At 61.2% G+C, this 17,702-nt stretch carries 20 protein-coding genes and 1 tRNA gene; 9 read left to right on the top strand and 12 right to left on the bottom strand.

Going from position 1 to position 17,702, the window contains the following annotated elements; all coding sequences use genetic code 11:
- Positions 1 to 19: 19 nt before the first annotated feature.
- From gatC to npdG, 7 genes are all read left to right on the top strand, one after another.
- On the top strand, positions 20 to 307 hold the full coding sequence (gatC, locus tag ACYU8T_RS05685) for an Asp-tRNA(Asn)/Glu-tRNA(Gln) amidotransferase subunit GatC (protein WP_461158782.1): 288 nt from the start codon (positions 20 to 22) through the stop codon (positions 305 to 307).
- Positions 307 to 1,791: an Asp-tRNA(Asn)/Glu-tRNA(Gln) amidotransferase subunit GatA gene (gene gatA / locus ACYU8T_RS05680; protein WP_461158781.1), complete on the top strand. Its 1,485-nt coding sequence runs from the start codon at positions 307 to 309 to the stop codon at positions 1,789 to 1,791. The genes gatC and gatA overlap by 1 nt, the downstream gene beginning before the upstream one ends.
- A 122-nt stretch (positions 1,792 to 1,913) precedes the next feature.
- The gene (gatB, locus tag ACYU8T_RS05675) at positions 1,914 to 3,416 is read left to right on the top strand and encodes an Asp-tRNA(Asn)/Glu-tRNA(Gln) amidotransferase subunit GatB (RefSeq protein ID WP_201514087.1); all 1,503 of its coding nucleotides are present in this window, start codon (positions 1,914 to 1,916) and stop codon (positions 3,414 to 3,416) included.
- A 73-nt stretch (positions 3,417 to 3,489) separates the two neighbouring features.
- Positions 3,490 to 4,362 carry a hypothetical protein gene (locus ACYU8T_RS05670; RefSeq protein WP_247231044.1) on the top strand — a complete coding sequence of 291 codons (873 nt, stop codon included), beginning with the start codon at positions 3,490 to 3,492 and terminating at the stop codon, positions 4,360 to 4,362.
- A gap of 75 nt (positions 4,363 to 4,437) precedes the next feature.
- Positions 4,438 to 5,637, top strand: a complete 1,200-nt coding sequence (locus tag ACYU8T_RS05665; protein WP_461158780.1) for a serine hydrolase domain-containing protein — start codon at positions 4,438 to 4,440, stop codon at positions 5,635 to 5,637.
- 103 nt (positions 5,638 to 5,740) lie between these two features.
- Positions 5,741 to 6,454, top strand: coding sequence for a TetR/AcrR family transcriptional regulator (locus tag ACYU8T_RS05660; RefSeq protein ID WP_247231046.1), 714 nt, complete (start codon positions 5,741 to 5,743; stop codon positions 6,452 to 6,454).
- A 158-nt stretch (positions 6,455 to 6,612) separates the two neighbouring features.
- Positions 6,613 to 7,278 (top strand): NADPH-dependent F420 reductase, encoded by a 666-nt coding sequence (npdG, locus tag ACYU8T_RS05655; RefSeq protein WP_201514081.1) that lies wholly within the window; start codon positions 6,613 to 6,615, stop codon positions 7,276 to 7,278.
- A 66-nt stretch (positions 7,279 to 7,344) separates the two neighbouring features.
- On the opposite strand, the gene ACYU8T_RS05650 is transcribed toward npdG, so the two are convergent.
- Both ACYU8T_RS05650 and folK read right to left on the bottom strand, forming a co-directional pair.
- Positions 7,345 to 7,420, bottom strand: a tRNA-Lys gene (locus ACYU8T_RS05650).
- 44 nt (positions 7,421 to 7,464) lie between these two features.
- Complete coding sequence (gene folK, locus ACYU8T_RS05645; RefSeq protein ID WP_461158779.1) at positions 7,465 to 7,977, bottom strand: 2-amino-4-hydroxy-6-hydroxymethyldihydropteridine diphosphokinase; 513 nt, start codon at positions 7,975 to 7,977, stop codon at positions 7,465 to 7,467.
- Positions 7,978 to 8,000: 23 nt separating this feature from the next.
- On the opposite strand from folK, the gene ACYU8T_RS05640 reads away from it, so the two are divergent.
- Positions 8,001 to 8,657, top strand: coding sequence for a uracil-DNA glycosylase (locus tag ACYU8T_RS05640; protein ID WP_461158778.1), 657 nt, complete (start codon positions 8,001 to 8,003; stop codon positions 8,655 to 8,657).
- 11 nt (positions 8,658 to 8,668) lie between these two features.
- Here ACYU8T_RS05640 and ACYU8T_RS05635 read toward each other — a convergent pair whose 3' ends face one another.
- The 6 genes from ACYU8T_RS05635 to rpsD all read right to left on the bottom strand — a co-directional run bounded on the left by ACYU8T_RS05635 (position 8,669) and on the right by rpsD (position 14,138).
- Positions 8,669 to 8,959 (bottom strand): putative quinol monooxygenase, encoded by a 291-nt coding sequence (locus ACYU8T_RS05635; protein WP_201514078.1) that lies wholly within the window; start codon positions 8,957 to 8,959, stop codon positions 8,669 to 8,671.
- Positions 8,960 to 8,977: 18 nt separating this feature from the next.
- A complete protein-coding gene (gene aguB / locus ACYU8T_RS05630; protein WP_247231113.1) occupies positions 8,978 to 9,826 on the bottom strand; it encodes an N-carbamoylputrescine amidase in 849 nt (282 codons plus the stop codon).
- Positions 9,827 to 9,937: 111 nt separating this feature from the next.
- Positions 9,938 to 10,927, bottom strand: coding sequence for an agmatine deiminase family protein (locus ACYU8T_RS05625; RefSeq protein WP_461158777.1), 990 nt, complete (start codon positions 10,925 to 10,927; stop codon positions 9,938 to 9,940).
- Positions 10,928 to 11,009: 82 nt separating this feature from the next.
- Positions 11,010 to 11,522 carry a PilZ domain-containing protein gene (locus ACYU8T_RS05620; protein ID WP_461158776.1) on the bottom strand — a complete coding sequence of 171 codons (513 nt, stop codon included), beginning with the start codon at positions 11,520 to 11,522 and terminating at the stop codon, positions 11,010 to 11,012.
- 224 nt (positions 11,523 to 11,746) lie between these two features.
- A complete protein-coding gene (locus ACYU8T_RS05615) occupies positions 11,747 to 13,393 on the bottom strand; it encodes a M28 family peptidase (protein ID WP_461158775.1) in 1,647 nt (548 codons plus the stop codon).
- Positions 13,394 to 13,523: 130 nt separating this feature from the next.
- Complete coding sequence (rpsD, locus tag ACYU8T_RS05610) at positions 13,524 to 14,138, bottom strand: 30S ribosomal protein S4 (protein ID WP_097091626.1); 615 nt, start codon at positions 14,136 to 14,138, stop codon at positions 13,524 to 13,526.
- 177 nt (positions 14,139 to 14,315) lie between these two features.
- Here rpsD and ACYU8T_RS05605 point away from each other — a divergent pair, with 177 nt between their 5' ends.
- On the top strand, positions 14,316 to 14,612 hold the full coding sequence (locus tag ACYU8T_RS05605) for a chorismate mutase (RefSeq protein ID WP_247231717.1): 297 nt from the start codon (positions 14,316 to 14,318) through the stop codon (positions 14,610 to 14,612).
- On the opposite strand, the gene ACYU8T_RS05600 is transcribed toward ACYU8T_RS05605, so the two are convergent.
- The 4 genes from ACYU8T_RS05600 to rpiB form a co-directional block, all read right to left on the bottom strand.
- Positions 14,609 to 15,340, bottom strand: a complete 732-nt coding sequence (locus ACYU8T_RS05600) for an RNA methyltransferase (RefSeq protein ID WP_461158774.1) — start codon at positions 15,338 to 15,340, stop codon at positions 14,609 to 14,611. The genes ACYU8T_RS05605 and ACYU8T_RS05600 overlap by 4 nt on opposite strands.
- 21 nt (positions 15,341 to 15,361) lie before the next feature.
- The gene (nrdR, locus tag ACYU8T_RS05595; RefSeq protein ID WP_097091624.1) at positions 15,362 to 15,823 is read right to left on the bottom strand and encodes a transcriptional regulator NrdR; all 462 of its coding nucleotides are present in this window, start codon (positions 15,821 to 15,823) and stop codon (positions 15,362 to 15,364) included.
- A gap of 92 nt (positions 15,824 to 15,915) precedes the next feature.
- On the bottom strand, positions 15,916 to 17,235 hold the full coding sequence (gene glyA, locus ACYU8T_RS05590; protein WP_097091623.1) for a serine hydroxymethyltransferase: 1,320 nt from the start codon (positions 17,233 to 17,235) through the stop codon (positions 15,916 to 15,918).
- A 12-nt stretch (positions 17,236 to 17,247) separates the two neighbouring features.
- Positions 17,248 to 17,685 carry a ribose 5-phosphate isomerase B gene (rpiB, locus tag ACYU8T_RS05585; RefSeq protein WP_247231119.1) on the bottom strand — a complete coding sequence of 146 codons (438 nt, stop codon included), beginning with the start codon at positions 17,683 to 17,685 and terminating at the stop codon, positions 17,248 to 17,250.
- Between the last annotated feature and the right edge of the window lie 17 nt (positions 17,686 to 17,702).

Genomic DNA, 17,702 nt, shown 5'->3' with positions numbered 1-17,702 from the left:
GGGTGGTAGCGGCGGCGCCATGTCGATAGACCTTCAGACCGTAAAGAAGATCGCCAGCCTGTCGCGCATTTCGGTGACTGACGCCGAAGCCGAAGCCATGGTGCCTGAACTCAACAACATCCTCGGCTGGGTGGAGCAATTGGGCGAGGTGGACGTGGCCGGCGTGGAGCCGATGACTGCCGTCATCCCCAACAAGCTGCGCCTGCGCGACGACGCCGTGACCGATGGCGATGTCCGGGACAGGGTGCTGGCCAACGCGCCACAGGCAGAACATGGCTTCTTCGCGGTGCCGAAGGTGATTGAATAATGAGCAATCTGACAGATTTGACGGTCGCCGAAATCCGCGACGGCTTCCGCGCTGGTGACTTTTCCGCGCGTGAAGTCGCGGAGGCATTCAACGCCAATGTCGCCGCCGCGAAGGCGCTGAATGCGTTCATCGTGGAAACCCCGGAAAAGGCACTGGAAGCAGCCGACGTGGCCGACAAGGCTAAAGCGGCGGGCGACGCGCTGAAGCCGCTGTCAGGCGTACCGATCGGCATGAAGGACCTGTTCTGCACCGAAGGCGTGCAGACGACGGCCGCGAGCCACATGCTTGAAGGCTTCAAGCCGACCTATGAGTCCACCGTCTCGAAGAAGCTGTGGGATGCGGGCGCGGGCATGCTGGGCAAGCTCAACCTTGACCAGTTCGCGATGGGATCGTCCAACGAAACCAGCTATTTCGGCAATGTGATCTCGCCCTGGCGGCGCGGCGGCGGTGACAATGCCGCGCTGGCGCCAGGTGGCTCTTCGGGCGGCTCGTCTTCCGCCGTCGCGGCCCGGCTTTGCCCTGCGGCGACGGGCACCGATACGGGCGGCTCGATCCGTCAGCCTGCCGCCTTCACCGGCATCAGCGGCATCAAGCCGACCTATGGCCGCTGCTCTCGCTGGGGCATCGTGGCGTTCGCAAGCTCGCTCGATCAGGCCGGACCGATGGCGCGGACGGTGCGCGACAATGCAATCCTGCTCGAAACGATGGCGGGCTTCGACCCCAAGGATTCGACGTCGCTCGATCTGGCCGTGCCGCAGTGGGAGGCTAATCTTTCGAGCGACCTCAAGGGCAAGAAGGTCGGCATCCCCAAGGAATATCGCCCCGATGGCCTGAATGAAGAGATCGCGGCGCTTTGGGATCGCGGCATCGAATGGCTGAAGGACGCGGGCGCCGAGATAGTGGAAGTGTCGCTGCCGCATAGCAAATATGCGCTGCCGACTTACTATATCATCGCGCCTGCCGAGGCTTCCTCCAACCTCGCCCGCTATGACGGCGTGCGCTATGGCCAGCGCGACCTGCCCGATGGCGCGGGGCTGCAGGACATGTATGCGGCCACTCGCGCTGCCGGGTTCGGTCCAGAGGTCAAGCGCCGTATCATGATCGGCACCTATGTGCTGTCGGCGGGCTTCTACGACGCTTATTACACGCAGGCGCAGAAGGTTCGGGCGCTGATCGCGCGCGACTTCGAACAGGCTTTTGAAAAGTGCGATCTGCTGCTGACGCCGACCGCGCCGAGCGCCTCCTTCGCCTTGGGTGAGAAGCAGGCTGATCCGCTGGCCATGTATTTGAACGACGTCTTCACCGTGCCGGCTTCTTTGGCCGGGCTGCCCGCGATGGCGGTGCCGGGCGGGCTGGACGCGCAAGGCTTGCCGCTGGGCCTCCAGATCATCGGCAAGGCGCTGGACGAGCAGACGGTGCTGAACGCGGGCCTCGCGATCGAGGAACGCGCGGGCTTTACGGCGCGGCCGGAGAAGTGGTGGTAAGCTCATGTCGTCGTCATCCCAGCGCAAGCTGGAATCTCAGGCGGCGTGGCATGACAGTTGGAAAGATCCCAGCCTCCGCTGGGACGACGACATGAAAATTCGCTGGGATGGCGGTGTAGAAAATGACTGAATCAACCTATCGCATTCAGGGCGCAACCGGCGAGTGGGAGGTCGTGATCGGCCTCGAAGTCCATGCGCAGGTGACGAGCCAGGCGAAGCTCTTTTCCGGCGCGGCGACCGCTTTCGGTGCGGAGCCGAATACGCAGGTAAGCCTGGTCGACGCGGCGATGCCGGGCATGCTTCCCGTGCCCAATCGGGAGTGCATCCGTCAGGCGGTACGCACTGGCATGGCCATTGACGCGAAAATCAACAAATGGTCGCGCTTCGACCGCAAGAACTATTTCTACGCGGATTTGCCGCAGGGCTATCAGATCAGCCAGCTGTACCACCCGCTAGTGGGAGAGGGGCAGATCGAAATCACGCTGGACGAGAAGAACCCTGACAGCAGCACGAAGACGATCGGCATCGAACGCATCCATGTCGAGCAGGATGCGGGCAAGTTGATGCATGATCAGCATCCGACCCGCTCCTATGTCGATCTCAACCGTTCTGGCGTGGCGCTGATGGAAATCGTGTCGAAACCCGACATGCGCTCGCCTGCCGAGGCCGGAGCCTATCTGTCGAAGCTGCGGACGATCCTGCGCTATGTCGGGTCCTGTGATGGCAATATGGATCAGGGTTCGATGCGTGCGGACGTCAATGTCTCCGTACGCAAGCCGGGGCATGAATTCGGCACCCGTACCGAGACGAAGAATGTGAACTCGGTCCGCTTCGTCATGGCGGTGGTCGAGCATGAGGCCAATCGTCAGGTCGATGTGCTGGAGGCCGGTGGCAAGGTAGTGCAGGAAACCCGCCTGTACGATCCGGACAAGAATGAAACGCGGTCCATGCGGTCGAAGGAAGACGCGCATGACTATCGCTATTTCCCGGACCCCGACTTGCTGCCGCTGGAGCTGGACGACGCCTTCCTGGAGGAATGCCGCCAGTCGCTGCCCGAACTGCCCGACGCGAAGCGCCGCCGTTATGAGGAGCAACTGGGCCTTTCCGCCTATAATGCCGCAACCCTGACCGCTGACGCCGACACGGCGCGCTGGTTCGAAGCACTGCTCGCCGAAGGCGCGCGCATCCAGAAGAAGAGCGAGGGCGAAGTCGCCAAGGCTTCCGCCAACTGGCTGCTGTCGGAGCTTTATGGTGCGCTCAATCGTCTGGGCAAGAGCCTCGAAGATAGCCCCGTCGGCCCGGAAGAGGGCGCGGAGCTGCTCGCCCTCGTCGCCGACGGTACGATCAGCGGAACAATCGCCAAGCAGGTGTTCGAAATCATGCTCGAAACCGGCGAGCGTGCGCCCCGGATCGTCGAGGAAAAGGGCCTGAAGCAGACCAGCGACACCGGCGCGATCGAAGCAGCGGTCGCCAAGGTGCTGGCTGATAATGGTGACAAGGTCGAGCAGTACAGGGCGGGCAAGGAAGCGCTGTTCGGCTTCTTCGTCGGCCAGACGATGAAGGCCATGCAGGGCAAGGCAAATCCTCAGGTCGTCAATGAACTGGTCCGCAAGGCGCTTGCCTAAAGCGGTGCCCGCTGTCTAAACCTCTTGCTGGTAGGTGAAAGCGGGGGCGCTTTCCCTCCACAGGGGGTGACATATGAAGACTGGCGGCTTCCTCGCGGGATTGGTGCTGCTCGCCGCTGGCGCGCCGTCGGCCGTTCGGGCGGAAACATTGACCAATGACATGGTCGTGTCCCTTGTCCAGGCGGGGTTGGGTGATGATGCCGTGATCGCGAAGATCAAGGCATCGGCTGCCCATTACGCCTTATCTACGGACGATCTGATCACATTGAAAAAGCGTGGCGTGTCCGGTCCGGTCATCGCGGCGATGATCGACGCAGGCTCGCAAGGCGCGGTATCTTCCAAGGCGGCATTCTCGGCGGACTCACCCGATCCCCTGGTGCCGCATCCGTCCGGCGTTTACCTGGCGAATGATGCCCGCATGGTGCGGATCGATCCGACCACCTCTAACCAGAGCAAGACAGGCGGCATATTGGGCTACGCCTTTACGGGCGGTATCGCTTCTCTCAGCATCAAGGCAGTCATTCCGAACATCACGGCGCGGGTCCGCACGGGCCGAGCGCGGCCGACCTTCTATTTCTATTTCGATGAGGCGACCCGCGGTCTGTCTCAGGCCGGTGGCGCGTCGCTATGGCTATCGGGCCCTGCCAGCGCCATCACGTCTCCCAATGAATTCAGCCTCATCCGCTTCGATGTGAAGAAGGATCGGCGCGAGACACGTGTTGGCAGCATGAACCTGGCCGGAGCAAAGGCAGGGGTGATGGACAAGGACCGCATCCCGTTCGACTATGAACAAGTGACGCCGGGCGTGTTCAAGGTAACGCCGTCGGCCGATCTTCCCACGGGCGAATATGGCTTCATCTATTCGGTCAGCGCGGGTGCTGGCCCTGGCATGTGGGGTAACGGCACGGGCTCTGCGCGCATTTTCGACTTCGCCATCCATCCCTGACGAACAGGGTTCCCGCCATTGTCCTGGGCCTGTAGCTGCTTTAGCGGCAGGAGGGGGCAGGACATTGGAGGCGGAATGCAGGCGACGACGCAGATTGACGCGGCGGCAGCAAAAGCGGCGGGCATGGACCCCAGCCGATTGGAACAGCTCGCCAACTCGCTGCACCTTCAATATGTGACCACGGGCAAGCTGCCGCACTTGCGCCTGCTTGTGTCGCGTGAAGAACGGGTTTTGCTGTCCCACATCAGCGGCATCGCCCGCGCCAGTGGAGAACCCCTCCGTCCCGACTCGCTGTTCCGCATCGCATCGATGACGAAGCCCGTCACTTCGGTTGCCTTCATGATGTTGGTGGAGCAGGGATTGGTCGCGCTGGACGATCCGGTAACCGATATCCTCCCCGAATTTGAAAATCTCTCCGTCGGCTTGGATCGGCAGGCGCTGAAGCAGCCGGTGCGCATGATCGATCTGCTGCGTCATACCTCGGGGCTTACCTATGGCCTCCAACGGCAGACGGCCATCGATGCGGAATATCGCCGGCTTGGCCTGGACGAATTTCAGCAGAAGCGTAGTTCCGCAGACTTCGTCGCCGCCCTCTCGCAGCTGCCACTGGAATTTTCTCCGGGCGAACGCTGGAATTATTCGGTGGCAACGGACGTCTTGGGCGTGATCGTCGAAAGGTTGAGCAGTCTCGACCTCGCCAGTTTCTTCGATCGACACATCTTCCAGCCGCTAAGGATGAGCGACACATTCTTCGAGTTGCCCGAAGACAAGGTGGATCGGATGACCGACGCCTGGCAGTGGGGACCAGATGAGCGGTTGTCGCTCTATGATAGAGGCGCTCGAAGCGGATGGCGGCGAAATCTGAGGTTCCGATCCGGCGGCGGAGGTCTGATCTCGACCGCGCATGATTATCACCGGTTTGCACGCATGCTTTTGCGCGGTGGTGAGTTGGACGGAGTCCGCTTGCTAAAGGCTGAGACGGTCGCTGCCATGCACGCCAATCATCTTCCGGGCGCAGGCGATCTCGCTCAACACTCTTCTTCCATGTTCAGCGAGGCTGACTATGCCGGGATAGGCTTCGGGCTTGGCTTTGCCACTGATTTAAGAACCGGAGAATATTTCTGGGGCGGGGTGTTTTCGACCTTCTTCTTCATCGATCCGCGCGAGAAGATCATCGGATTGCTCATGACGCAGCATTTGCCTTCCCACGTCTATCCGATCCGCCGGCAATTGCGTGACGCAGTGCGGGGGGCGATCGTCACTCGTTTCGGCTGATACAAATCTCAAAATCAACTTTAGTCCCAGTTTGAAATTTGCACTCGCATGCATTGCGGCTAAGGTGCAGAACCGACAAGCTGTTGAGCGGCAAGGAGAGCCGATGTTGAATGATGTAGGCGACCGGCCACAAATTTATTCGAGCCCAGCCATCATCGAACGACGCAAGCGGATCTTGGCGGAGACGCGAAAGCTGATCGCTGAGCAGGGCATCACGGCCTTCAGCATGAATGAGATCGGCCACCGCGCCGGGGTCGCCAAACGGACCCTCTACAATGCTTTTCAGACCCGCGAACGGATGATCGCGGCGGCGATCCAGGAATATTTTGACGAATATGTCAGCAAGCTCTCCTACATCAGCCCGCCCGGCACGATGGAACATAATATCGAGCGCATGATCTCCATCCTTCAGCGTAACCGTAAACTGCGGAATTACGTCAAGGCCGTCATGTCGCTCTATTTCAGCTCCGACGTCGATCCGGAAATTTGGAGCGCCATCCATGCGCCTGCCGTCCACCATAATCGCCGGTGGATCGAGCTTCTCGCGGCGAAAAAGCAGCTCCAGCCATGGGTCGATGTTGATCAGCTGGTCGATGATCTGGTGCGGTTCGAGTTCGCGACGATCAACGAATGGGCCCAAGCCCGCATCGCCGATGATGAGGTGACGGCCCGGCTCGTCAGCAGCTATCTGGGCTGCGTCGCCGGTGCCCTGAAAGGCAATGCGCGCAAGGAAGTGGAGACGTTGCTCAAGGCGATTGCCGAGCGCGGCGCTCAGGCCATACCCGTGCCTCATGCTGACAAGGCTATGGCGGCGTAAGCGCTTAACCGACCTGCCTTTCGCAGCGCCCTTAGCCCGAGCCAGGCTTTTCTCTGCACCTTCTCCACGCTACGGCAACTCCAAACCGACCGCAGGCGAGCGCCGGCAAAGATCACAAGATGCATCCCCGCATCGTCACGAACAGGAGAGTATAGCTGATGCAGAATGAGCAACCGGCGACGATCGCCGTCCTCGGCGGAACCGGCAAGGAAGGTGGCGGGCTCGCGCTCCGCTGGGCGCATAAGGGACACAAGGTCGTTATCGGCAGCCGTACAGCCGAACGTGCCAGGGAAGCCGCCGCGCAAATGAACGAACTGCTCGGGGGCAACAGCGTGACAGGCGCAGCCAACGCCGAAGCCGCTGCACAGGGTGAGATCATCGTCCTCGCCGTACCCTACGCCGCGCAGCAGTCCACCGTGCAAGAAGTCGCTGGCGCGCTTGAAGGCAAGATCCTGATCGACGTGACCGTGCCCCTCGTGCCGCCAAAGGTCAGCCGGGTCCAGCTTCCCAATGGTGGATCAGCTGTGGAAGCGGTGCAGAAGATGCTGGGCGAGGGCGTTCGCGTCGTATCTGCCTTCCAGAATATCAGTGCCCATCACCTGACCAAGCTGGACGAAGATGTCGAATGCGACGTACTGGTTTGCGCCGACGACACGGACGCTGCCGATCAGGTGGTGGCATTGGCGCAGGAAATCGGCCTGCGCGCCTGGAACGCTGGCCCGCTTTGCAATTCGGTGGTCGCGGAGGGGCTCACCTCCGTCCTCATCGCACTCAATCGCAAATATAAGGTGCCGGGCTCGGGCATACGCATCACGGGCGTCTGAAACAGCGGATATGCGCCGTTCACTGCTTTCCACCGACCCATGCAGCATTCAGCTGCCGGTGGAAGGTGGTGAGCCCTGCTGGATTCGAACCAGCGACCTACTGATTAAAAGTCAGTTGCTCTACCGACTGAGCTAAGGGCCCTCCGTCACGAGGTCCGCACGCACTAGAGGCGGTGATGCGGCTGGTCAACCTCTAGGACGCGGCAAAGGCGCAGCTTTTCGCAAGCGTGCATGAAGATGCCGGATGGTAAGGCCCGAAAGCGGATCGGACCACCGCGGGCCAATGGCCAAGAGCGGCGACAATACGAAATCGCGCGTGCGGAAAGCCCGGTGCGGAATGTGAAGCCACCTGTTCGACCAGCGTCCCCCTGACCAGAGGATGATGTCGATATCGATGGTGCGGGCGCCCCAGCGGCGGTGCCTCCGCCTGCCCAGGTCAGCTTCGATCGCCTTGAGTGCCCGCAACATGTCTGGCGGGGTCAGCCTGCTTTCGATCAGCAGCGCGCTGTTCGCATATTCCCGCAGGGAGGGGCCGATCGGCTCGGTCGTCAATATCGGTCCCGTCGCCACAATCCGGCCGATCTCGCCCAATCTGCTGGCGGCCTCCTGCACGATCGCTCTTGGCGTCCGCTTTGCCGACAATGGCCGGTTCGAACCGAGCGCAAGCGCATAGCGATGAAGAGTGCTTGTCTTAACCATGTGACTGCGCCTAACCGCTGCACATGACGCTGCAAAGCCCCATAGCCGATGCGGAAGCGCCGCTGGATTGTCCGCTCTGCCCCCGCCTGGCCGCCTTGCGTCAGGAATGCCGGGCCGATCATCCCGACTGGTGGAATGCGCCTGTCCCCGCATTTGGCGATCCGCTTGGCCGCATCGCAGTCGTGGGATTGGCGCCGGGCAAGCAGGGGGCCAACAGAACCGGGCGGGCATTTACCGGCGATTTCGCGGGCGACCTTCTTTTCAACATATTGCTGAAGGCGGGTCTTGCCGAAGGGTCTTATGAGGCCCGGCCCGATGATCAGCTGACGCTGCGCGACGCCATCATCCTCAATGCCGTAAAATGCCTTCCGCCGCAGAACAAACCTCTGCCGCAAGAAGCGCATAACTGCCGCCTATTCTTGAAGTCGGCTGCCGACGCCTTACCCAATGCGCGGATATTCATCGCGCTGGGTGAGGTCGCACATCAGTCCGTCGTGAAAGTGCTGGGCGGCAAACTTCCCAAGGCGCGCTTTGCTCACATGGCGGAACACCGCATGCCGAGCGGCAAGATAGTCATCGACAGCTATCATTGTTCCAAGAGAAACGTCATGACTGGCCGCCTGACAAGCGAGATGTTCGAAGCGGTCTTCGAAAAGGCTATCGCGTTACTTTCAACCTGACGCCGCAGACCTCAGCCTATCAGATAGTCGAGATATGCCCCCTCCGGCGGCCCATCCAGCGCCGCCATCATCGGTTCGAACAGCCGCTTGTCCAGCATCGGACCAGCGGCCTTGTGCGCATCGACATCAGCCCAGCGCTCGATGAAGACAAAGCGGCGCTCATTGCCAAGGTCGCGAAGCATCTCGACGCCCTCACATCCGGGCAGCGGCTGGACCGCTGCTGCCAGTGCGCGAAGGGCGCTCTCCAATGCTGCCTCCGATCCTTCTCTGGCATGCATCAGATAATGGCGCGCGACCGTCATGGCATCATTCTCCCTAGCTTAGATATCCTGCGCGATCCGGCCGTATAATTCCGGCCGCCGGTCCCGGAAGAAGCCCATGCCCGCGCGATGCTTCCGCGCCTGCGCCAGGTCAAGCGTGGCCACCAGCGCGCCATTGTCGCGCGCATCGGCCTCGGCTGCGAAATCGCCCCATTCATCGCTGATGAAGCTGTGGCCATAGAATTTCTGGCCGTCTTCCTCGCCGATCCGGTTGGCGGCGATCACCGGCATGCAATTGCTCACCGCATGGCCGATCATCGCGCGGCGCCACATGCGGCTCGTGTCGAGATCCGCGTCATAGGGTTCCGATCCGATCGCGGTAGGATAGAAGAGCAGTTCCGCTCCCATCAGTGCCATGACCCGGGCTGCCTCCGGATACCATTGGTCCCAGCAGATGCCCACGCCGATCGTGCCGTAACGCGTCTTCCAGACCTTGAACCCGCTATTGCCGGGACGGAAATAATATTTTTCCTCATATCCCGGCCCATCCGGAATATGGCTCTTGCGATACAGGCCCATGATCTCTCCCTCATCATCGATCATGGCGAGGGAATTGTAATGATGCTGGCCATCCCTCTCGAAAAAACTGGTGGGAATGTAGACGCGCTCCGCCTTCGCCACCTTGCGCATCTCGGAAACGGCGGGATGTTCGTCGATCGTCCTGGCGTTGGCGAACAGAGCCTCGTCCTCGACCTTGCAGAAATAGTGACCTTCGAACAGTTCGGGCGGCAGGACGATCTTGGCGCCTCGAGCCGCCGCCTTCACCACATGGTCGGCCACCATGGCGACATTGTCGTCCACATCGTCTGAAAAGGCGAGCTGAAGCGCGGCAACGGTGACTTTGGTCATATCCTCGATGGTCCTAGAGGCGAATGCCCAACCGGGCGGTGTGAGGTTGGGAGATAGAGCAGGATTGGCGGAGTGCAACCTCCGCACCGGTCACGGAAGCCCCCTTCGATTTCATTGTTCCGCTAAGGGCATTTGCTGGCTGCAACAATGGAAGCTGCCGCCGCCTGACAATATCGCATCGCTCCGCAATCCTATGATCTCGCGCCCCGGGAAAAAGGGCTTGAGCGCATCCAGCGCCGCCTGGTCATTGGGCTGGCCGTAGATAGGCACGATGACCGCAGCGTTGCCGATGTAGAAGTTCATGTAGCTTGCAGGGATCACCTCGCCATCCACCAGGACACGGCCGGGGGAGGGGATTGACGCCACTTCAAGGCCGAACGCCTTGGCCCTTGCGCGCGCGTCCGCATAAATGGCCGCATTGGGGTCATCATCCGTGCTTGCTTCCGGCAGCGCCAGCACGCCTGGCGCAACAAAGCGCGCAAGATTATCCACATGGCCGTCCGTATGGTCGTTGAGCAGACCATCGCGCAGCCACAGCATTTCGGACAGACCCAGCGACCCCGCCAGCAGCGTTTCGATCTTGCCACGATCAAGATCCGGATTGCGGTTGGGATTGAGCAGGCATTGCTCGGTCGTGACGAATAATCCGGTGCCATCGGTATCGATCGCGCCGCCTTCGAAAATCCAATGTTGCGAGGAGGTCGGCAATTCCGTCGTCGCGGCCAATCGCGCCCCGATATCCTCATCGCCCGGCATCTGATACTTGCCGCCCCAGCCATTGAAGCCGAAATCCACCAAGGCTCGTTCATGCCCACGCATGACCGCGATCGGGGCGGTATCCCGCAGCCAGACGTCACCCAGCTTCTGCGCGACGATGGTCACGTCCGGGCCAGCGAGCGAGCGCGCTATCTCCGCATCACCATCATTGGCGCAGACCAGCCGGACCTCCTCACCTTTCCCATCCGCGCGGAGCGCCTTGGCAAAGGCGGCGATCTGCTCGCGTGCCGCGTCGAACGCGCCAGGCCACTCTTTGGGAAAGGTGGGAAAGCCGATCCAGGTCCATTCATGCGGCGCCCATTCGGCAGGCATCTGGAATGTCATCGGCTTTCTCCTGCTGGTACGGCGTTGCTCGCCGCGCTCTACAGCATTGCGGCTTGCGTTACAGCGCCAATTCGCCGCGCCATCAGGTCGTTATCTGCGCCGTCCACTCGTCGAGCAACTTGAATCCCAGCGCCACTTCGAAACTCAATCCGACATAAGCGTCGTCACGCCAGCGCACCGTGGCGTCCCGCTTGCCCAGACCTTCGATGATCAATTGGACCTGCATATTTTCGCGCAGTTCGCCGGACTCGTCCAATAGCTTTACGCCGAACAGGGATATGTCCTGCATCATGCATGCCTGCATGCCGGTTCCCGTAGCAACCGTGACAGGGGTGAAGATGTTCAGCCGGACAGCTTCGCGTTCGCTACGGCCGTTCCTCTGTTCCGCGATTATGGTCGAAATGGCGATATGCTCTTCGAACAGCAGCGAAACATGGTCACCTATATTCATGCCCACGACCGCCGGAACGGAAAATCCGTTGCGCAGGCCCAGGGTGACGCTCTCGCCCGCCGTCATTGGCACACTCGTCCGCACCAGTGCCTCACGCGGCGACAGAGAATGGACGACGCAGAGGCATTCTCTCCGCGCCGTCACCAACTTGCCAACATGCAAGATTGTAACAGCCTTGTTAACTTCCACGACCCATCCCCAATCTTATTATCGTTACGCTACCGAATCGTCGGCAGATCAGGGATAGAGGCCAAGTTTCCGTAAGGGAAATGATTAACTTAACGAACGCCTGTCCAATGATGGGACGGCGTTGAGCGAGCCATGACGGGCCTCATGGCATGCTTCTGCGCAACAGGTGCTAAGGGTTTCTACCGGCCCGCCCGGCTCTTGTCGCGGATCGCGCGGAATTCATCACCGGGCGTCCAGTTCGGCCAGGCGGTCGTGTCGGCCAGCGCTCTGCCGACATCATAATAGAGCTTCAGGTCCTCCTTCACGCCGCTCCAATCCCATTTGGGATCATATTCGTCCTTCGGGCCATGGTAGCGATGTTCTTCATATTCCCTCGCGGCTGCCGCCCCGGCCGCGGGGCCGCCCCTCACCAGATCCTGCCCGCCTTCGAAATAGAGCATAGGCACGCCATGTTTGGCGAAGCTGAAATGGTCTGATCGGTAATAGAAGCCTTTTTCCGGCGTGGGCTCCAGGCTCGCAACGCGCTTCTGCGCGGCCAAGGCGCGATCCAGATATGCGTCTAGCTGCGACTTGCCCTTGCCGATCACGACGACGTTCTTCGCGCGCCCCGCCATGCCGAGGGCGTCCATGTTGACGCCGCCCACGGTTTGGCCAAGCGGGAAGACCGGATGATTGCCATAATAGGCCGATCCCAAAAGCCCGGACTCTTCTGCTGTTACCGCAAGGAACACCTGGCTGCGTGCCGCCGGGCCCGCTTTCACATTGGCTTCCGCCAGCGCGACCAGGGCCGCCGTGCCAGTGGCATTGTCGATCGCGCCGTTGCAGATATCGTCTCCATCCGGCGCGGCTTCGCAGCGGCCCAGATGGTCCCAGTGCGCCGCGTAAAGCACATATTCGTCCGGCCTCGTTTTGCCGGGCAGCAACGCGACGACATTCTTCGACTGATGTTTGCGGACGATGTTGTCGAATGAGACATTCGCCTTGACGCCTTTCAGCGGCACCGCCTTGAACCCGCGTTTCTTCGCTGCCGCGCTCAGGCTATTCAGATTAAGGCCCGCGCTCGCCAGCAGCGCCGCAGCCTTGTCTTTCTGCACCCATCCGATGGCGGCCGATTGCTTCGCATTGCCATCCCCATTGTCGGCCACATGCTGTGCGCCGGTCCAGCTCGACTGAACCACGTTCCAGCCATAGGCGGCGGGCACCGTGTCATGGACGATGATCGCCGCCGCCGCACCCTGGCGCGCGGCTTCTTCGAACTTGTAAGTCCAGCGGCCATAATAGGTCATGGCGCGCCCGTTGAATGGGCCGCTCAGGCCAGGGGTTTGGTAATCGGGATCATTGACCAGGATGATGACCGTCTTGCCCCGCACGTCCACACCGGCATAATCATTCCACTTCTTCTCGGGCGCGTTGATCCCATAGCCCACGAAGACAACCGGACTATCCTTCACCTCGACATGTGGTTGAGCGGTGCGATAGGTTGCGATCACCATTTGGGAGCCATATTCGGCGGATACCGGCGCCTTGCCGCCAGTGAAGCGCAAAGGCGAAACATCCTTGGCGGCGATCTCCACCAGCGGGACGTCCTGGAACCAGCTGCCTTTATTGCCGGGCTTCAGTCCCAACGCCGCAAAGCGCTGCACCAGATAGGAAAGCGTCTTCTCCTCACCCACCGTCCCCGGCCCACGCCCTTCATAAGCATCCGAGGAAATTTCTTTCACCACCTCCTTCATGGTTTCGATCGACGGGCTGATGCTGGAAGGTGCTGCCATCGCAGCACTGCTGGTGAGGAGAGCGATCAGCAAAGTCGAGGGAAGCAGGCGCATGGCAATAGCCTTGAAGGATAAGGAATGCCGTGGTTCTGCCAGTACCCCCTCGGTCCGGCAAGGCTTGTTGGACAAACAAAAAAGGCGGCCCCGAAGGACCGCCTTTCCGTGCGAAAAGCTCGTAAACTGATCAGCGCGAATAGAATTCGACGACCAGATTGGGTTCCATCTTCACCGGATAGGGCACTTCGTCCAGCGTCGGAACGCGGACATAGGTGACCTTGGCAGCGCCATCGGGCGACACATAGTCAGGGATGTCGCGCTCGGGCAGGCTCTGCGCTTCCAGAACCAGCGCCATTTCCTGCGCCTTCTTGCCCAGGGTGATTTCGTCGCCCGGCTTCACCAGACGGCTCGCGATGTTGCACTTGACGCCGTTCACATAAACGTGACCGTGCGACACCAGCTGACGGGCCGACCAGATGGTGGGCGTGAACTTTGCGCGATAAACCACTGCGTCCAGGCGGCGCTCCAGCAGACCGATCAGGTTCTGACCGGTGTCACCCTTCATACGAGCGGCTTCGGTGTAATTCTTCTTGAACTGCTTTTCTGTGATGTCGCCATAATAGCCCTTCAGCTTCTGCTTCGCCTTGAGCTGGATGCCGTAATCGGACATCTTGCCCTTGCGGCGCTGACCGTGCTGGCCGGGACCATATTCGCGCTTGTTGACCGGGCTCTTCGGCCGGCCCCAGATGTTCTCGCCCATGCGGCGGTCGAGTTTATACTTCGCGCTGGAACGCTTCGACATGATAATTCCTTACAACTGCTAACAACGTTATTCCCGGTCCTCGCCTGCTTGCCATGAAGGGGCAGGGCCACTGCTTCACCGGGATGCAGGGCCAATCGCGAAGGCGCGCCTATGGAGAAGGGGCGGGATCATGTCAACCCTCGACAGGGGCGGGACGGCGGCCTAATCGGTAGCGCCATGAACCCGGAAAGCTATTCGACCATGGAGCAGGTTCGCGCGGGCGTCGACAATCTCGACAGCCAGATCGTCGCACTGCTTGCCCAACGCTTCGCCCACATGCGCGCCGCCGCCCGCATCAAACAGGATCGAGGGGCTGTCCGAGATGAAGCGCGCAAGGCCGAGGTCATCGCCAACGCCAGGGAGGAGGCAGAACAGCTGGGCCTGCCCGGCGAGATGATCGCCAGTCTTTGGGATCACTTGGTCGAAGCGTCGATCGCGTACGAAATGGAAGAATTCGACCGCATCAAGGCCTAACGCGCGCGCGGGTTGGCCAGCGCCGACAGCACGCCACGCAGCGTCCGTACCTCCAGATGGTTCCAGCCCGGCTTGGTCAACAGATTGCGAAGAGTGCGCTTGGTCGCAGGAGCGCGATCTGGCGGGAAGAAATAGCCCGCATTGTCCAGCAAGGTTTCGAACTGCCCGATCATGCCTTCAAGCTCTGCCTGCGGAGCAGGTTCGCCCAGATCGGTCACGGTCGGCTGCTCCAGCGCGGCCTGCTTCGACCATTCATAAGCGCATAATATCACTGCCTGGGCAAGGTTCAGCGACCCGAATTCCGGATTGATGGGCACCGTCAGGATCTTGCGAGCGAGCGCAACATCCTCCGTTTCCAGGCCAGACCGCTCCGGCCCAAAGACGAAGGCGCATCGTCCGCTCGCCTGATGCACTTCGCGCGCTGCTTCTTCCGGCGTTACTACGGGCTTGGTCACGCCGCGCTTGCGCACAGTCGTTGCATAGACATGCGCGCAATCAGCCACCGCATCGGCAAGCGTCTCAAACACTTCCGCCTTGTCGAGCACGACATCCGCGCCCGCGGCCGAAGGACCAGCATCAGGATTGGGCCAGCCATCGCGGGGGCTGACCAGACGCATGTCGGTCAGCCCGAAATTGAGCATGGCCCGCGCGGCCTTGCCGATATTCTCGCCTAGCTGCGGGCGGACAAGGACTATGATCGGGCGTGTGGAGGGAGGAGCAGCATTCATTCCGGTTGCCCTAGACAGTCCTCACTCACTGCCAACCTCCTTCACCGACCCAGCAAAATCTTCGAAATCCCGCGCGTCGGTGAAATCCTTATACACGCTGGCGAAGCGGATATAGGCAACGCTGTCGAGCCGCTTGAGGCCTTCCATCACCATCTCGCCAATTGCGCGCGCGGGGACTTCGCCTTCGCCACTGGTTTCCAGCTGCCGCTGAATACCGGAGATCAGCTTTTCCAGCCTGCTCGGATCGATTTGCCGTTTGCGGCAAGCGATATCGATCGACCGCGCCAGCTTGTCGCGATCGAACGCTTCCTTGCGGCCTTCGCTTTTCACTACCCAGATGTCGCGCAACTGGATTCGTTCGAACGTGGTGAAACGGGCTCCACAAGTTTCGCACTGTCGTCTGCGGCGAATGGCTGCGCCATCTTCGGTGGGGCGGCTGTCCTTTACCTGACTGTCGTCATGAGCACAGAAGGGGCAACGCATTCAGCAATAAGCTCCGTTCGTTTCCGGATGAGTCGAGACACGAGATGGCACAGCCGCTGCGCCTCGACCACCCCTGATAGCGACGGAAGCTATCAGCCTTCGTAGATCGGGAAGCGTGCGCAGAGCGCCGAGACGCGATCCCGCACATTGGCTTCCACCGCCGCGTCGCCATGCTCGCCATGGTCGCGCAGCCCTTCCAGAACATCGGCGATCATGTCGCCGATCGCCTCGAACTCGGCAACGCCAAAGCCGCGCGTCGTGCCCGCGGGCGAACCCACGCGAATGCCGCTGGTCTTGGTCGGCGGCAGCGGGTCGCCCGGCACGCCATTCTTGTTGCAGGTGATGAAGCTGCGCTCCAGCGCCTCGTCCGCATCCTTGCCCGAAATGCCATAGGGGCGCAGGTCAATGAGCGCGAGGTGCGTGTCGGTGCCGCCCGAAATGACGGCGAGCCCGCGCTGTTCCAGCTTGGCAGCGAGCGCCTTCGCATTTGTGACGATCGCCTGCGCATAGGTTTTGAACTCCGGGCGCAGCGCTTCGCCGAAAGCGACCGCCTTCGCCGCGATGACATGCATCAGCGGCCCACCCTGCAGGCCGGGGAAAACCGCCGAGTTGATCTTCTTCGCGATGGCTTCGTCATTGGTCAGGATCATGCCGCCGCGCGGACCGCGCAGGGTCTTGTGCGTGGTGGTGGTCACGACGTCGGCGAAACCGAAGGGCGTCGGGTGCGCGCCACCGGCGACGAGGCCCGCAAAGTGCGCCATGTCGACCATCAGCAGCGCGCCGACCTTGTCAGCAATCGCACGGAAGCGCGCGAAGTCCAGGTGACGCGGATAGGCCGATCCGCCCGCGATGATCAGCGTCGGCTTGGCCTCGATCGCCTGCGCTTCGAGAGCGTCATAATCGATGAGGTGCGTGTCTTCGCGCACGCCGTACTGCACGGCGTTATACCATTTGCCCGACAGCGCGGGCTTCGCACCATGGGTCAGGTGACCGCCGGCGTCGAGCGACAGGCCCATGATCGTGTCACCCGGCTTGGTCAGCGCCAGCATCACCGCGCCGTTCGCCTGCGCGCCCGAATGGGGTTGCACATTGACGAAGCCGCAGTTGAAGATCTGCTTTGCACGATCGATTGCCAGCTGCTCGACTTCGTCCGAAGGTGCGCAGCCCTGGTAATAGCGCTTGCCGGGATAGCCCTCGGCGTACTTGTTGGTGAAGACCGAACCCTGCGCTTCCAGCACCGCCTTTGAAACGATGTTTTCCGAAGCGATCAGCTCGATCTGATTCTGCTCGCGCTTCAGTTCGCTGGTGACGCCAGCAAAAACCGCTGGGTCGGCATCGGCCAGGCTGCGCGTGAAATAGCCTTCCGCACGGATATCGGACAGGTCGGGCTGGGCGAGGGGGGCGGTGCTCATAGGGCTGGCTCCTTAAAGCGCGGGCTGGGAGAGTTTTTCGACACGGCCACTATGGCGGCCACCGCCGAATTCGGTTGAAAGAAAGGCGGTAACGCAGGCTTTGGCCATGTCGACGCCGGTCAGGCGAGCGCCCAGCGCAAGGACGTTCGCGTCATTATGTTCACGCGACAAGGCGGCGGACAGCGGTTCGGACACCAACGCGCAGCGGCAGGCAGGATTACGGTTCACCGCGATCGAAATGCCGATGCCGGAGCCACACAGCGCAATACCGCGCTCTGCCGCGCCGGATGCAACAGCATTGGCGAGCTTGTAGCCGAAGTCCGGATAGTCGACCCGGTCGGCCGTCGCGGGGCCGAGGTCGTCAATCTCATGGCCCTCAGCGCGCAGCCAATCGGCAAGTTCCGCCTTCAGATCAACGGCGGCATGATCGGAAGCGAGAGCGATTTTCACGGTTAAGTTGTCCAGTC

The organism is Sphingobium sp. TomMM35A, from assembly GCF_054771735.1.
The sequence above is the reverse complement of the archived record's forward strand: the minus strand, read 5'-3'. Positions and strand labels throughout refer to the sequence as shown.

What these genes read in the sequence shown, in the direction of transcription:
- gatC (WP_461158782.1), top strand. Translation starts at nt 20, where the DNA reads ATGTCGATAGACCTTCAGACCGTAAAGAAGATCGCCAGCCTGTCGCGC.
- gatA (WP_461158781.1), top strand. Translation starts at nt 307, where the DNA reads ATGAGCAATCTGACAGATTTGACGGTCGCCGAAATCCGCGACGGCTTC.
- gatB (WP_201514087.1), top strand. Translation starts at nt 1,914, where the DNA reads ATGACTGAATCAACCTATCGCATTCAGGGCGCAACCGGCGAGTGGGAG.
- ACYU8T_RS05670 (WP_247231044.1), top strand. Translation starts at nt 3,490, where the DNA reads ATGAAGACTGGCGGCTTCCTCGCGGGATTGGTGCTGCTCGCCGCTGGC.
- ACYU8T_RS05665 (WP_461158780.1), top strand. Translation starts at nt 4,438, where the DNA reads ATGCAGGCGACGACGCAGATTGACGCGGCGGCAGCAAAAGCGGCGGGC.
- ACYU8T_RS05660 (WP_247231046.1), top strand. Translation starts at nt 5,741, where the DNA reads ATGTTGAATGATGTAGGCGACCGGCCACAAATTTATTCGAGCCCAGCC.
- npdG (WP_201514081.1), top strand. Translation starts at nt 6,613, where the DNA reads ATGCAGAATGAGCAACCGGCGACGATCGCCGTCCTCGGCGGAACCGGC.
- folK (WP_461158779.1), bottom strand. Translation starts at nt 7,977, where the DNA reads ATGGTTAAGACAAGCACTCTTCATCGCTATGCGCTTGCGCTCGGTTCG.
- ACYU8T_RS05640 (WP_461158778.1), top strand. Translation starts at nt 8,001, where the DNA reads ATGACGCTGCAAAGCCCCATAGCCGATGCGGAAGCGCCGCTGGATTGT.
- ACYU8T_RS05635 (WP_201514078.1), bottom strand. Translation starts at nt 8,959, where the DNA reads ATGACGGTCGCGCGCCATTATCTGATGCATGCCAGAGAAGGATCGGAG.
- aguB (WP_247231113.1), bottom strand. Translation starts at nt 9,826, where the DNA reads ATGACCAAAGTCACCGTTGCCGCGCTTCAGCTCGCCTTTTCAGACGAT.
- ACYU8T_RS05625 (WP_461158777.1), bottom strand. Translation starts at nt 10,927, where the DNA reads ATGACATTCCAGATGCCTGCCGAATGGGCGCCGCATGAATGGACCTGG.
- ACYU8T_RS05615 (WP_461158775.1), bottom strand. Translation starts at nt 13,393, where the DNA reads ATGCGCCTGCTTCCCTCGACTTTGCTGATCGCTCTCCTCACCAGCAGT.
- rpsD (WP_097091626.1), bottom strand. Translation starts at nt 14,138, where the DNA reads ATGTCGAAGCGTTCCAGCGCGAAGTATAAACTCGACCGCCGCATGGGC.
- ACYU8T_RS05605 (WP_247231717.1), top strand. Translation starts at nt 14,316, where the DNA reads ATGAACCCGGAAAGCTATTCGACCATGGAGCAGGTTCGCGCGGGCGTC.
- ACYU8T_RS05600 (WP_461158774.1), bottom strand. Translation starts at nt 15,340, where the DNA reads ATGAATGCTGCTCCTCCCTCCACACGCCCGATCATAGTCCTTGTCCGC.
- nrdR (WP_097091624.1), bottom strand. Translation starts at nt 15,823, where the DNA reads ATGCGTTGCCCCTTCTGTGCTCATGACGACAGTCAGGTAAAGGACAGC.
- glyA (WP_097091623.1), bottom strand. Translation starts at nt 17,235, where the DNA reads ATGAGCACCGCCCCCCTCGCCCAGCCCGACCTGTCCGATATCCGTGCG.